12 protein-coding genes are annotated in these 14,824 nt (G+C 45.2%); 3 read left to right on the top strand and 9 right to left on the bottom strand.

The genetic code is table 11. The features are described from left to right. Positions 1 to 144 precede the first annotated feature (144 nt). The 3 genes from fruA to fruB are packed head-to-tail and all read right to left on the bottom strand — an operon-like array spanning position 145 to position 4,033. Positions 145 to 1,881 carry a PTS fructose transporter subunit IIBC gene (fruA, locus tag HW45_RS11600; protein WP_038227080.1) on the bottom strand — a complete coding sequence of 579 codons (1,737 nt, stop codon included), beginning with the start codon at positions 1,879 to 1,881 and terminating at the stop codon, positions 145 to 147. Between the two features lie 57 nt (positions 1,882 to 1,938). Continuing rightward, the gene (gene pfkB, locus HW45_RS11595) at positions 1,939 to 2,889 is read right to left on the bottom strand and encodes a 1-phosphofructokinase (protein ID WP_038227079.1); all 951 of its coding nucleotides are present in this window, start codon (positions 2,887 to 2,889) and stop codon (positions 1,939 to 1,941) included. A 10-nt stretch (positions 2,890 to 2,899) separates the two neighbouring features. Next, the gene (gene fruB / locus HW45_RS11590) at positions 2,900 to 4,033 is read right to left on the bottom strand and encodes a fused PTS fructose transporter subunit IIA/HPr protein (protein WP_038227078.1); all 1,134 of its coding nucleotides are present in this window, start codon (positions 4,031 to 4,033) and stop codon (positions 2,900 to 2,902) included. A 311-nt stretch (positions 4,034 to 4,344) separates the two neighbouring features. On the opposite strand from fruB, the gene cra reads away from it, so the two are divergent. Then, the gene (cra, locus tag HW45_RS11585; RefSeq protein ID WP_038227077.1) at positions 4,345 to 5,322 is read left to right on the top strand and encodes a catabolite repressor/activator; all 978 of its coding nucleotides are present in this window, start codon (positions 4,345 to 4,347) and stop codon (positions 5,320 to 5,322) included. A gap of 266 nt (positions 5,323 to 5,588) precedes the next feature. Continuing rightward, positions 5,589 to 6,068 carry a hypothetical protein gene (locus HW45_RS11580; RefSeq protein WP_038227076.1) on the top strand — a complete coding sequence of 160 codons (480 nt, stop codon included), beginning with the start codon at positions 5,589 to 5,591 and terminating at the stop codon, positions 6,066 to 6,068. Between the two features lie 85 nt (positions 6,069 to 6,153). Here the strand turns inward: HW45_RS11580 and HW45_RS29570 are convergent, their stop codons facing one another. The 6 genes from HW45_RS29570 to HW45_RS11555 form a co-directional block, all read right to left on the bottom strand. Beyond that, positions 6,154 to 6,327, bottom strand: a complete 174-nt coding sequence (locus HW45_RS29570; RefSeq protein WP_156750273.1) for a hypothetical protein — start codon at positions 6,325 to 6,327, stop codon at positions 6,154 to 6,156. Between the two features lie 163 nt (positions 6,328 to 6,490). Next, on the bottom strand, positions 6,491 to 7,327 hold the full coding sequence (locus HW45_RS11575) for a carbohydrate ABC transporter permease (protein WP_038227075.1): 837 nt from the start codon (positions 7,325 to 7,327) through the stop codon (positions 6,491 to 6,493). Continuing rightward, a complete protein-coding gene (locus HW45_RS11570; RefSeq protein ID WP_006069477.1) occupies positions 7,317 to 8,321 on the bottom strand; it encodes a carbohydrate ABC transporter permease in 1,005 nt (334 codons plus the stop codon). Before HW45_RS11570 ends, HW45_RS11575 begins: the two co-directional genes overlap by 11 nt. 27 nt (positions 8,322 to 8,348) lie before the next feature. Further along, a complete protein-coding gene (locus HW45_RS11565) occupies positions 8,349 to 9,434 on the bottom strand; it encodes an ABC transporter ATP-binding protein (protein ID WP_038227074.1) in 1,086 nt (361 codons plus the stop codon). Positions 9,435 to 9,510: 76 nt separating this feature from the next. Next, entirely contained in the window at positions 9,511 to 10,761 is a 1,251-nt protein-coding gene (locus HW45_RS11560; RefSeq protein WP_038227073.1) for an ABC transporter substrate-binding protein, read from the bottom strand. A gap of 118 nt (positions 10,762 to 10,879) precedes the next feature. Then, positions 10,880 to 12,988 carry an ADP-ribosylglycohydrolase family protein gene (locus HW45_RS11555; RefSeq protein WP_051868022.1) on the bottom strand — a complete coding sequence of 703 codons (2,109 nt, stop codon included), beginning with the start codon at positions 12,986 to 12,988 and terminating at the stop codon, positions 10,880 to 10,882. A 393-nt stretch (positions 12,989 to 13,381) separates the two neighbouring features. On the opposite strand from HW45_RS11555, the gene HW45_RS11550 reads away from it, so the two are divergent. Beyond that, a complete protein-coding gene (locus HW45_RS11550; protein WP_038227072.1) occupies positions 13,382 to 14,797 on the top strand; it encodes a GH1 family beta-glucosidase in 1,416 nt (471 codons plus the stop codon). Positions 14,798 to 14,824: the final 27 nt, after the last annotated feature.

The raw sequence follows: 14,824 nt of genomic DNA, 5'->3' as shown, positions 1-14,824 counted from the left end.
CATAAGGAATATGGAGCCCAAAGGGACGGAATACAAGCTAATAGTAAAAAACACAAAAAAGCGCTGCGAGGAGCAGCGCTGAAAATGCCTATTTGGGGGTGGCATAGTGCCAAGTGAGTAGGCTCACTTGGACTTTTAAATGGGTTAGGCTGTCGCCACTTCTTTGCTTTCTTCACGACGCTTTAGGAAAGCGTAAGTGAAGCCAGTTACTGCCGTACCTGCCGCGATAGCCACTAGGTACATAAGCACTGGTGAGATGGCACCTGGAATCAGTAGAACAAACAGACCACCGTGTGGCGCCATTAATTTCGCACCGACTAACATAGATAGAGCACCTGTTAACGCACCACCAATCATACAAGATGGGATAACACGCATTGGGTCTTTTGCTGCGAATGGAATCGCACCTTCAGAGATGAAGCACATACCCAGTACAAAAGATGCTTTACCCGCTTCACGCTCACCTGCTTCGAACTTGTCTTTAGCTAGGAACGTTGCCAAGCCCATACCTAACGCAGGAACCATACCTGCAGCCATGATTGCTGCCATCGGAGCGTACGTTTGAGAAGCTAGTAGACCAACACCAAAGGTGTATGCTGCTTTATTAACTGGACCACCAAGGTCGAAACACATCATAGCACCAAGGATAATACCTAGAAGTACTGCGTTGGCGCTGCCCATGTTGTTTAGGAAGTCAGTCATTGCTGCCATGATGCCTGCAACCGGACCACCAACGATGTAGATCATGACCAACCCAGTGAACAAACTTGCTAGGAATGGGATGATCAAAATAGGTTTAAGCGCTTCCATTGACTGTGGCAGAGACACTTTGTCAGCAATCAACTTCGCTGAGTAACCCGCAATGAAACCTGCTGCGATACCACCAAGAAAACCTGCACCTGTAGAGCTTGCCAGCATACCGCCGATTAAACCCGGAGCAAGACCCGGACGGTCTGCGATTGAGAAAGCAATGAAACCCGCTAATACAGGGATCATCAGAGCAAATGCACTGCCACCACCGATGGTCATAAGCGCAGCCGCTAGTGTGCCTTCTTCTTTAAATGCCTCGATACCGAAAACGAACGACAGAGCGATGATCAAGCCACCTGCTACAACAACAGGTAGCATGTGAGATACGCCAGTCATAAGGTGCTTATAAACGCCTTTTTTCTCTTCCGTTGCGCCAGCTTGGTTGCTTGCACCAGAGTGAGTGTAAGTAGTCGCTGAAGCGAAAGCCTTATCGATTTCTTGTTCGGTTTTCTTAAGCGCTAGACCTGTACTGGTTTTGTACAAAAGCTTGCCGTCAAAGCGATCAAGCGGCACTTCAATATCTGCGGCAATGATGACCAAGTCAGCATCAGCAATCTCTTGAGCTGTCAGCTGGTTTTTGGCGCCTACTGAGCCACGAGTTTCCACTTTAATTGTGTGACCTAAACGTTTACCGTGCTCTTCTAGTGCTTCTGCTGCCATGAAGGTGTGTGCAACACCTGTTGGACATGCTGTGATAGCAACGATTTTCTTCGCGCCACCAGTTTGTTCAACTGCAACAGGAGTAACCGATGTGCCTTTGGTTAGTTCTGCTGCTTTTTCGATAGCGTTAGCTAGGAACGCTTTAGGATCCGTTGTGCACTCGGAAATGCCCGCTTGGTAGACTTTCTTACCAACTAGGCGCTGTGTATCTACAGGCGCGTTTGCAGCAACAATCACCACTTCCGATTCAGCAATCTGCGCGTCAGTCAGTGTTTGTGTTTCAACAACACTTGAGTGACATTCGATAGTGGCATCGTGTCCAAGTGCTTTAGCCGCTTGATCGAGCAATCCGGCTGCGATAATGCTATTTGCTACCCCACTAGGGCAGGCTGTAATAATTGAAATTTTCATAGGTTTGACCTTTGTGTCCATAAGTGCCACAAAATCAGAATCAAAGATTCGGATCGATTAGCGGCTCAGCTCTTGTAACAGTATTTGTTGTTGTAGTGATTTAACTTCTTCAATGCTTGGCACTCCAACACCTACTTGACTTACCGCCAAAGCAGATAGTGCAGTTGCAAAAGAGAGTAATTCTTCTTTAGCGAATGATTGCATGTGACCCCAACATAGTCCTGCAACCAGAGTGTCGCCCGCACCAACAGTGCTAACGACATTCATTCTTGGTGGTTTTGCTTGTAACCATTGGTTGTTCTCAAGCCAAAGCACGCCATCCGCACCCATAGAAACAACAATGTTGGCAATGCCTTTGTCTGAAAGTGACTCTGCTGCTTCTAAACATTGTTCTTGAGTTTCTAAATGACGACCAACGAACTGAGACAGTTCTTCGTCGTTAGGTTTGATTAGCCATGGCTTAGAATCTAGACCTTTGGCGAGCGCTTCGCGGCTGCTATCGAACAGTACGCGTTTGCCTTTTTGTTCTAATCGTTCGATCCAATTTGCACATTGCTCGCTACTAATACCGCGAGGCAAACTGCCCGCGAAGACAAAGTAATTGTGCTCTTGCATCAACTCATCAAGAGTGGCTTCAAATTGACGGATTGCCGCTTCGTCGACTTCTACACCTGGGAAGTTAATGTCGCTCACCGCGCCGTTCTTTTCGACCAGTTTCACGTTGATGCGAGTAGAACCTGAGACGCGAATAAAATGGTCTTTGGCACCCATCTGCTCGAAAAGCTGGCAGAACAACTCTTGGTTGTCGCTGCCTAGGAAACCCGTCACAGTAACCTCTGCGCCTAAATCACTAAGCACTTTCGCTACGTTGACACCTTTCCCCGCAGCGTGCAGAGAACCTTGATTAACCAGACTGACCGAGCCAGCGTTTAAGGTATCTAGGCTACCTGTGAGATCTAGGGCAGGGTTAAGTGTGATGGTTACCACTTTATTAGTTTGTGCTGTCATGACGAGCTCCTTAACCTTCACCAAGGCCGGAAGCGATCGCTTTACCAATGGCTTCTAGTGCCTCTGCTGCATCTGGACCTTCAGCAGAGAACTGCAATTCGTGACCATGTTTCACGCCTAGAGCAATTACTTTCATTAGGCTCTTCGCGTTAACCGCTTTACTTTCACCGTTTAGGTTAGAAACCGTAATGGCTGATTCGAACTTCTTCGCTTCTGCCACTAACATTGCACCTGGACGAGCGTGCAAACCATGCGCATTTTTAATCTTAAATACGGCAACGTTTCCGTCAGTCGCATTGGCACTTGCAACTTCTTCACCAGTGAAGAAACCAAGCACCTGTTCTGCGGATAGTGATAGCAACTTCTCTTGCTCTTGCTTGAATACCACTTCAGTGATTTTGTTGAGCATAGATTGGTGAGCATTGTTACAAGCTGCGAATGCGATTAGAGCGTGTACTGGTGTACCGTCTAACTCACATTGATTGATAGTTGAAACAAACGCCATACCTGTGCGAGTGACCGCCTTGTCGCTGCTCACTAGCCACAAACCTTTACCTAGATGAGTAGGGGATTTAGTCACTAGGTCTGCAACGAATTCTGTTCCAGCACCGCCAGTATTTTTTAGCAGACCGCCAGCGACCGCTGCCATTTGAACCATGTCGCTTGCAGGGAAGTTAAGCTGGATAAGTGATGCGTCAAAATCTGCTTCAAGCTGAACATCACCATTAAGTAAGGCGATGATTTCGTTTGCTGACTTCGCTTGCTTAAGTTTTTGTTCAACACCATCAGCAGACAGTACTTTAGTAAGCTGTTTTAGGATGCCTAAGTGCTCATCTGATTTTGCGGCAATACCAATTGCGACGTACGCTGTGTTGCCGTCGCCCCAATCAACACCGTTAGGGAAGTGATGAACCGCAACACCAGTCTGTTTTACAAGGCCGCGTGTGTCTGTTGTGCCGTGTGGAATGGCAATACCGTTGCCCAAGAAGGTAGAGTTTTGACCTTCACGATTAAGCATACCGTCGACATAACCTTCTTGAACTAAGCCCTTTTCTGTTAGATCAGCAGCAATCACTTTGATTGCGCTTAGTTTGTCGTCCGACGATTGATTTAGTTTGATGTTGCTACTGTTTAGTTCAAGCATGTTCGCTCACCCACGTTATTCTTGTTCTCGAATCGACTCTTTGTTTTGCTTTAAGCTTAACTGAATCGATTCAGCAAAATTTTAAAAAAATTCAGCAAAGCGTATTTGCTGTACCGACTTTGCTGCGCTAGTTCCTATGTTTACTGACATTTTTCTTTGACCACGTCACTGTAAATATAGGCCAGTTTTCAAAACTGTGAACTTTGCTGAATCCTTTCAGCTTTTATACTGAACCGATTCAGCTTATAATTCAACTTGTCAGTTAGGTTGGAATTCATTTATATGATCCATCGCACAAAAAGGATCGAGTTATGACTTTAGATGAAATAGCGAAGTTAGCGGGGGTCTCAAAGACCACAGCAAGCTATGTAATCAACGGTAAAGCACAGAAATATCGGATTTCTGAAAAAACCCAAAAAAAGGTAATGGCTGTTGTTGAGCAGCATAATTACCGCCCGGATCATGCGGCATCATCACTCCGTGCTGGTCATAGTCGTTCATTTGGTTTGATTATTCCTGATTTGGAGAACACCAGTTACGCACGCATTGCAAAACTGCTCGAACAAAACTCTCGTAAAGCAGGGTTCCAAATTCTAATTGGTTGCTCAGACGATGATCCTGAAACGGAAAAACTTGTAGCTGATGCCTTAGTCTCTCGTCGAATTGATGCGTTGTTTGTTGCCAGTGCTATTACAGAAGCCAGTGACTTTTATCTTACGATCCAAAATCGTGGAACCCCTGTGATTGCGATTGACCGTTCGTTGGACGATGAACACTTTAGTTGTGTGATTAGTGAAGATTTTGGTGCAGCATTTGAACTCACTAACTCGGTTATCGATACCAGCACTCAATCTGTTGGACTTATCGGAGCACTACCCGAACTGAATATTTCTCGTGAACGTCAGTTGGGTTTTGAGTCTGCGGCGAAAGATGCGAGTATCGAGTGTTACGTCACGTATGGTGAGCACTTCAACAACGATGAAGGTAAGCGTGTGTTTAGTGACTGGGTTGAGTCGAACTCTATTCCTGATGCTATTGTCACAACGTCTTATACCTTGCTTGAGGGTGTGTTGGATGTCCTTATCGAAAAGCCCGAGTTAATGGGCAAGATTAAACTCGCCACATTTGGTGACAATCGTTTATTGGATTTTCTTCCGACCAAAGTAAATTCGTTACCTCAACAGTTTGAGCTTATTTGCGATAGCGCTTTGGAGCTGGCGTTAAACGCGTCTGCGAAGCGTTATAAGCACGGAGTTGAACTTATTCCAAGAAAACTAAAAACTCGCTAATAGGATTGATCATCGTAATATCAAGGCGTTGTTACATGTTAGCAATGTCTTGCGAGTATTTTGGTTTACTTTTCAGTAGAACTTAGTGCCAAGGTATTTTTGGAATTATCAGATGAAAGCGGAGACTAAACCAAGTCTTTGTGTCAAAGGTGGCTTGTGACTGTGAAATGACCTAATTCTGCGAAAACGTCTATAGTATATTAATATGAAACTCATACCTTATTATTTGAGGTGTAGAAGATGCGATTATTAGCGGAGAGAAATAGATGGTTTTAAGAAACGTCCTAGGACGTGGAGCAAAAAAATTTGGTGTTTATGTTGCCCCTAAGATTATTGAAAACTATGAGACAGCTATCTTAATGCAAGGTCCGTATAACCCAAACGGCACTACTCGGATTGACTCCATACTCGCAACTAATCACTACCGATATGGTCAAGTTGGGTTTGGGGTGAACGGTTGTATAAAGATGATTTATATCGGAATGAGAACGTATGGTGAAGCAGAGATTGGTAGCGTGTTTTGCAGTCGTAATGTTCAAAATATGCTTTCTGCTCCAAGTACGTGGCCCGATCATCTGGCCGTAGCCAAAGCGGAAGTTAAATATTGGCAAGGTATTGCAGACAATCCTAAAGATTGGGAACAGACCATTGGTTCCAACGTTGCAACTATCTTTAATGCACAGAGCAGGGTGGTAATACAAGAGTCGATGGAACAGTTTAGAAATAAACTACTTGGTAAGAATTAGTGGTGTTTTGCGTGAGTCGTGCAGATTTAGCCGTAGTCTTTTAATTAAAAACCCCTTGTTGCCGAGCGCAACAAGGGGTTTTTAATTACTGCTGAGCGCAGTTAATATCGCCTAATGCAGTGCAAATCTCTTTTTCACGCTGAGCATCTTGCTCCATTTTACTGCCAATTTCTTGGTTGTTGCGATATTCATTTGATGGTGCACAACCTGCGATCACTATAAGAGCGCCCATTGCTAATAATGCTTGATACTTTTTCATGTTACCACTCCTAATCCTTGGGTCATTTATATTGTAGTTATAAGCAAACACTATAGATTGAAAGAGATGGCTATACAACCATATGAAATTTGGTTGCTGGTGAATTGAGCGGCAGAGGACAGAACAAAGGGCGCTTTGGTATTAAGCGCCCAGTTAGGTAGGATTAACCTTTCACGGCTCCTGCGGTTAAGCCGTCGATAAGCTTACGAGAGCTGATCACAAACATCACCATGAGCGGTAACACGGCGATGGCGACTCCACTGAAAATTGCGCCGTAAGGAACCAGTCCGGTACTACCTTGCAACGCACGCAGCGCGAGCGGAACGGTGTACATTTCCATATCGTTCATAACAACCAGTGGACCCATGAAGTTATTCCATTGACCAATGAATACCACAAGACCCAGCGTACCCAACGCAGGTTTGATCAATGGCACAACAATGCGCCAGTAAATTCCGAACTCGCTACAACCGTCCATTCTCGCCGCTTCAATCAGCTCTCTTGGAATGGCACTGCCGATATATTGTCTCATCAAGAAGATGCCCATCGCCCCACATGCCATAGGGACATAGAGCGCTTTCGGCGTATTCATCCAACCGAGAATAGACATGATTAAAGCGGTCGGAATCATGCTCAAAAACGCGGGTAGCATGAGTGTGCCCATAATGAACACGAACAACATCTTTTTGTATCGAAACTCAAACATAGCAAATGCGTAGCCAGCGAGTGAACAAAACAGCAGGTTCAAGGCTGTTGTGATAGCCGCAATGTAGAAGCTCCAACCTAAGTTTTTCCAAAAGTAGGGTAAGTAATCAATGAGCGCGGTTAAGTTGTTGCCTAACTCGTCACCAAACCACAGTGGAGGTGGCACCGACATAATGGCCGTATTATCGTGAGTCGCAAAAACAAACATAAAGTAGAACGGAGCTAACATAACGATCGCACCAAAGGCGACGAAAATGTAGGCGGTGATTTGTCCTGCGGAGAAATTAGTCTTCATCGTTTGCTCCTCGGTTTTTCTCAGAGAACAGTTTGTTGTTGCCCCAAGACAGAGCGGCAATAATCATAAATAGAATCCAAGAGATCGCGGAGGCAGTACCAAAATCACCTTCTTGGAATGCAGTAATGTACATATGCATAGCCGCAGATTTACCGGCTTGGTCTATACCGCCCGTTCCATTGGTAATGATGAAGGGTTCTTCGAAAATTTGCAGACTACCAATGATCGACAGCGTAATCGCGAAGAACATCATCGGTTTAAGCATTGGCAGCGTAATGTAGAAGAACTGTTTTATTCTGCTTGCCCCATCAATGGTGGCAGCTTCATACAGGTCTTTTGGAATAGTTTGCATCGCTGAGAGGTAGAGAATGGTATTCCAACCCACATAACGCCAAAACACCACGAATGAAATCATGCCTTTAGTATATTCGGGCTGATTCCAGTCGATGTTTTGCGTTGGGAAGATCCAAGCAAACGGCTCTATACCGCCAATCGAAATAGTACCTATAGAGGTAAGGACCATATTTACTAAGCCATAGTCTCGTGAAAATAGCGTAGTAAAGATCATCGCCACCGCAACAGTTGAAGTAATGTAAGGCAGAAAGTAGACGCCGATGACTCCATTTCTGGCACGCTTAAAACTGGTATGGATGAAGAAAGCCAGAGGTATGGCGACTAAGTGTTGTGGAACGCCTGATGCGAGTGCCATCCAGAATGTGTTGTAGAGAGATTTGTGGAACCAATCGTCGGTAAGCGCAAATTGGTAGTTTTCCCAACCCACCCATTCCATCGCACTGAGACCAGCCGCTGGCTCCCAATAATGAAAGGAAAGATAGAGAGAGAACAGCATTGGGAACACACCAAATGCTAAGAAAATAATGAAAAATGGACTAATAAACAGGTAGGGTACCCATTTATGACTCTTGGCTCGCCATTGATGCCAAGTACCAGTGTTTTCACTGGGTTTATTGGTAGAGGTTATGCTGACAGACATGGTTGGACTTCCTGTAACGATACTCGATTAGGCTGCATGTAAAACTTTGCCTTCGGCATTAAATACATGCGTTCGTTTAACATCGAAAAACAGCTCGATGTCTTCACCTTCAAGTCGAGTGAGGGAGTCTGACGAATCGATTTCGGCAAGAATTTTGTTGTCACCTAACTGGCAGTGTAAGTGATACATCGATCCAAGAAGTTCAGCGTGAATCAAGCGTACTTTAACGCTGGCTATGCTGTCTGATTCAATGGCTTGTTTATTAAGATACAAATCGCTTGGACGCACACCATACTCGATGCCTTCATGTGAATTGTGCAAGCAGCGGTCAAGTTCAACAACTTGATTGCTGATATTCAGTCCACGTGAGTGAGGCATAGTCGCGGGAACCATGTTCATTTCAGGGCTACCAATAAAGGTTGCGACAAAACGACACGATGGTGCGTCGAAAATCTCTTTAGGTGTGCCAATTTGTGCCACGTAGCCATCTTTTAAAATCACGACTCTATCGGCAAGACTCATGGCTTCTACTTGATCATGAGTAACATAAAGAGTGGTCGTTTTTAACTTCTGATGCATCGCTTTGATTTCAGCGCGCATGCTGCCTCTTAATTTGGTATCGAGGTTTGATAGTGGTTCATCAAACAGAAAGACAGAAGGGACACGGACCATCGCTCGTCCCATGGCTACGCGCTGTCTTTGGCCACCAGATAAGGCTTTAGGATAACGTTTGAGTAACGGAGTGAGCTCCAAGGAGTCCGCTACGGCAGCAACTTGCTGTTTGATATCATCTTTGCTGCGACCAGCCATTTTAAGTGGAAAAGCAATGTTTTGTTCTACCGTCATATGTGGGTAAAGGGCATAGCTTTGAAAAACCATGGCGGTATCACGATCAGTTGGGTGAAGGTCGTTGACTAAGCGGTCTCCGATATAGATCTCGCCCTCAGAAATCTCTTCTAATCCCGCCAACATGCGCAGCGTCGTGGATTTTCCGCAGCCAGATGGTCCCAGAAATACGACAAACTCCCCATCGTTAATATGCAGATCAAACTGCTTAACGACTTCAGTTTTGCCGTAGCGCTTTTTTAAGTTCTTAAATGTTACAGAAGCCATAGTTTTCTACTTACCTAAATCGAGCATCACTCCTAGCAATCGCTAGGAGGATGTCTTAAAAATTGATGAAACGGGATTAACGACGAGCGCGGCGCTTAATTTGACGGGCGGCATCTGATAGCGCCTTATCGATCTCTACATTACGAGTCAGTACCGATTGAAGCGCGTCATCGACGATCTGCTCGGCGATAGGGTCATGTCGATGTGCCTTAATTGCAGGAATGTTGGCAGCGGCCAGTTTCCATTGCATGCGAGCTTGAGTTCCACCTAAGTATTCAACAGGCTGTTCCATGAATTCGGAGTTTTGGGCTTCGATAAGAGAAGGGAAGATATTAAGCTGCTCGAACACTTCCATCTGAATATCAACACGTTGGCTCATGAACTCAATGAACTTCCATGCTTCATCTTTATGCTCCGCGCGCTTTGGAATTGCCAAGAATGAGCCACCCCAGCTTGCAAATGTATTGGCAGGAAGGTCTGCGGTGCGCCAGACGTTTTCTCCCGGAGAGATCCAGCCGTTGAAGTGACCACCAAGCCAAGAGCCCATCATCTGGCTGGCAATATCACCGCGACGCAGACCTTCGGTCCACTCCGTGCTCCATGCTTTTACCTGCGCATCGAGATGAGCATCACGCACTTGTTTTACGAGTTTGAAAGCTTCTTTAAAACGATCTGACTCGACCATGATTTTGTTGTCTTGATCGAAGTAGATAGATTCGCCATCTTTGAGGCCAGAGCGGATAACGATATCTTTAATGTCCACCGCGTCTGCAACAAGGTAGGAGCCGGTTTTCTCTTTGATTTTCTTGCCAGACTCAATGAATGAGTCCCAGTCACGCAGCAGTTCTTCTTGGGTCACACCAGCTTTGGCCAACACTTCACTGTGATAGAAAATCGCACCGGGGCCGATATCAACAGGTAAGCTTGATTGCTCGCCTTTGTTGTTTTGGCCTAAAGGTACTGTAAATGGTGAAAAAGTATCAGCAAATGCGCCTGCGTTGTAAGGTGGTTGATTAAGATCTTCCAAGCCGCCTGCGTTGGCGAATCGGCCGATATAGCCCACTTCAATTGCCATTACATCGGGTACGTTCGCACCTGTCGACAGTGAGGTTGTCATTGCCGTGTGGTGATCATCGAATGCCAGTGAGGTTAAGTTGATTTTGATGTCTGGATTCTCTTTTTCAAACATCGGGATCGCCATACGAATTGCCTGGTCGTAGTTTGCAAATGCTGCCACATTTAGCGTGGTTTGCGCCAATGCCGTGCCAGACAGTGTTGCTAGCGCGATAGCAGAGACAAGTTTGGAGTATTTTAATGCTGTTTTCATTGCTCTATCTCTTTCTAATTAGGGTAAGCGCTCAGTTTTTGTTCTTCAGTGCTGAGTCACTTTGTGGTTAATGCTAGCGACCAACTTGGTCGCTAGGTCAGGTAAGCGTTAGTTTGTTCTAGAGTGCGACTACCGTCATGTCCGTGAAGTGCACCGGGCCCAATTGGTTGTAAAAACCCACGCCACCAGACTGATAGGTCTCAGGCATAGTTTCGTCAATGGATGTTAGAACTTGTTTGCCGTTAATCGAGCAAGCAAACAAATTGCCGTTCACCGAAAGGTCGAAGTGATAGCGCTCGTGTGGTTGCCATTGGAATGGCTCTATGGCGATAACGACATCTTTGCCAAACTCTCTGCGTATCAATGAGATCTGATCATCCGTATTGAGTTCGACTCGGTAGTAACGTTCCAACCCTTGGTAGCGAACTATAGGACCAAAAGCTTGTTTTATCTGAGGCTTAAGCGCGATGGATAAAGAGTAGTCGTGCCAATCTTTACTGCCGTATACGTAGAGGCCAGGGTGAGACGCGTCGTTATTGACTAAGCGGTAGATATCTTGATTGTCGAACTTGATGCAGGTATCCATAGTATTGATAAAGCTGCTTTCCCATATTTCATGGATTGGGTTGCTATCAATACCTATGGTTTGCGATGGTGTGCCTTGCCAGTCCAATGAATGCAGCTTGATATATCCAGCATCGTTTCCTGAGTGAGGGTTACTAATTTGCAGTCCAACGGTGGCAATCATTACGTTATCGAGTTTTGGTAGGGTCCATTGATGAGTTTGTGGTTGCGTTGACAAGGTGAATGGTTCACTAAAAATGCGCTCAATGTTCATTTGGCTGTCGTAAGTGTCGACGTAGAAACTGACACTGGCGTGGTCATAATCGGTTGCACCTGACACGCTCGCTTCGATAGTTTGAGACGGATAGAGTGTAGGACTGCCAACTATGTGGTACGACGATTCGTTTACTTTACTATCAAGTGGCGTATGTGTTGCGGTACTCACTTGCAACGGTACACCACATACCAAATGCGAGAAGTCCAGTCGCAGCGCTTGCTCACTGTTGCTAAGGCGTGCGTTTTGGTTGTAGTTCAAGTCAGGGTTAATAGCAAAACCTTGCAATGACCCTTTAGGCGTAAAGTGGAATCTAGGACGTTTGGGTAGGCGCTCATTATGATGTAATTGATGAGCGATCGCATAGAGCTTATCGGCTTCTTGAACTGCATCGAAAATATGATCTTGAATATTGGCACTTGGAAGAAGAATTCGATCCGCGACTGGTGTGCGCCAATCAAAGCCATCATCAAGAGCGGCTAAGCCTAATCGAATACCGTTGAGACAACCTACGTTCGCCGCGTTACAGTCGGTATCCCAACCTAATGTATTCACAATTTTCATTGATTCGTGGAAGCTTTCACCTCCGTAAAGAAGAGATAAAATGATTAATCCATGGTTAGGAATTACATGACAAGTGCCGTCAAACTTGTCGTAGCCATAGTGAGTTTTAAGCTGCGAAAATGCCCAATTCCAATCACGTGGATTCTCTTCATGCCAGCCACGAACTGCGTTAATGACTTCGGCAATTTTCGATTCTTTAGGGATATAACTCAGGCCGAGATCGATGAGAGCGTGCAAGTCGGTTTCAATAAACGCTTGAGACTCCATAACGGCAAGTAGAACTGCGGCGTGAACGGCTTCACCGTCGTGGCTAACCTTAGCGGCTTCAGTTGCCATCTGCGCGGCTTTATCTGGCATTGCAGGGTTGATGAGTGCCCAGCCATCAATAAAAATCTGTGCGCCTATTTGTTCTGCGACGGTTTTTCCGTTGGTTTCTATTGAGCCACTATGCGGTGCTTCAAACCCATTTCTTAAATTGAGCCAAGCAGTGTGCTCGGTCGATTGTCCATAGCCACCCCACCAAAGGATGGTTTTTCCTTCGATTAAATTATCAAGCCAAGATTGACCAAGGTGCTGGCTAGAAAAGTCAGAGCGATACTCATGATCTTCCAAAGCGTGAGTGAACATAAAGGTGCCGGTAATGTCGTCATCACTGACGATAAGAGGATGGTTAACTTGTTCGTTGACGTAGCGGTTTATCTCACCAAATTGGTCAACGATATGCTCGTTAACCCAACCCTCAAAAGGTCGTCCTGCATACACTCCAATTATCTTGCCTAAGATTCCAGCGTACAGCTTTTCGTAATATGTATTATCTAATTTCATTGTTGCTTAAGGTCTCTATATAAATCCGACTGAATATGGACATGACAAACATGCAGCGAGTGAATTTCTAAATTTATGCTAACGAACAATAATGAGATTTTTTGTGATCTAATCCACCATGTCTAATTTATAAAACTAACGGGCATGAAATATTTTTCATCATAAATATATGATTTATGTAGTTAAATTGTGAAAAATAAAAAGATATTTCATGGCTTTGTTGTATTTCTAAATATGGTTCATGGTTTCGATATAAATAAAATCTGCAGCAGAAGTAGTGAGACAGATATCACTCAATTAGCGCATTAATTTGTTTAGCCTTGAGTGATTACAAAGCAAGCGTGAAGTGTTGTAAGTCACACAAACCAAAGCAGATGAGATTAAGGAGAAACGATGGCTTTCAAAGATGATTTTATTTGGGGGGCAGCTGCCGCCAGTTATCAAATTGAAGGTAATACCCAAGGTGTTGATGGCTGTGCAGATTCCGTCTGGGACATGTGCTCTCGCCGTGATGGATTCGTAAAGGGTGGAAACACAGGATTTATGGCTTGCGATCACTACAATCGCTATGAAGAAGACGTAAAAATCATGCAGTCAATCGCTCTACAAGCGTATCGATTGAGCATTATGTGGCCAAGGGTGATGCCAGAAGGAACTGGTAAAGTGAATACTCAAGGGTTGGATTTTTACGACCGTTTGGTAGATGAGTTGCTTGCTAAAGGCATTTCACCTTGGGTGACGTTATTCCATTGGGACTATCCGATGGCGCTGTTCCACAAAGGTGGATGGTTAAATGACGACTCTAGTGATTGGTTCGCTGAATATACTCGAGTGATTGTCGACCGTTTGTCTGATCGAGTGGAAAACTGGTTTACGTTAAATGAGCAAGCATGTTTCATTGGACTTGGCCACCAAACGGGAATGCATGCCCCTGGTCTTGAACTCCCTGCGAAGGAAGTGAATCGTGCGTGGCACAATGCACTACTTGCCCACGGTAAAGCGGTACAAGTGATTCGGTCCAATTCGAAACGTCCAGCTAAGGTCGGGGCAGCACCTTGTTTCCGAACCGCTGTACCTATGACCAACAGCCCAGAAGATATTGCAGCTGCAAAAGCGCATACTTTTAATGTTATTAATAAAGAAATGTTTAACGCGAGCTGGTGGATGGATCCTGCATTCAAAGGTGAATATCCAGAAGATGGATTGGCATTATTTGGCGCTGATGCACCTATTATCAAACCTGGTGATATGGAAACCATTTGTCAGCCTTTGGATTTTGTTGGAATTAATGTCTACAGCTCGGAAATGGTACGTGCAGCAGCCGATGGGACACCAGAAGTTGTGGAGTATCCGAATAACTATCCGAAGACCCATTTCGATTGGCCAATTACGCCTGAAGCACTCAAGTGGGGCACTGAATTTTTGTATGAGCGTTATAACAAGCCGATTATTGTCACCGAAAATGGACTTAGCACCAATGATTGGGTCAGTTTAGACGGTAGAGTGCATGATACGACTCGCATCGACTTCTTGCATCGTTACTTATTAGGTTTAAAAGAAGCGGCCGCGAATGGTGTCGACATCATGGGATACTTCCAATGGTCAATACTCGATAACTTTGAATGGGCGGAAGGTTACAAGCAGCGCTTCGGCCTGGTTCACGTTGATTATGAAACAATGAAGAGAACGCCCAAGGACTCTGCACTTTGGTATAAGTCAGTGATCGAATCAAATGGCGCGTCATTAGGAGAGGCGAGCGCGTTGCAAGGCTGGATGAAACCGAGCGACTTTAACCGAAATACTTGTTAACGCTCTCGGTTTGACCCTACCGTTTCG

The sequence above is a fragment of the Vibrio sp. ER1A genome (genome assembly GCF_000733315.1).
GTDB classification, from domain to species: Bacteria; Pseudomonadota; Gammaproteobacteria; order Enterobacterales; family Vibrionaceae; genus Vibrio; species Vibrio mediterranei.
Note: the sequence above shows the minus strand (reverse complement) of the source record. Positions and strands in the feature narration are given on the sequence as shown.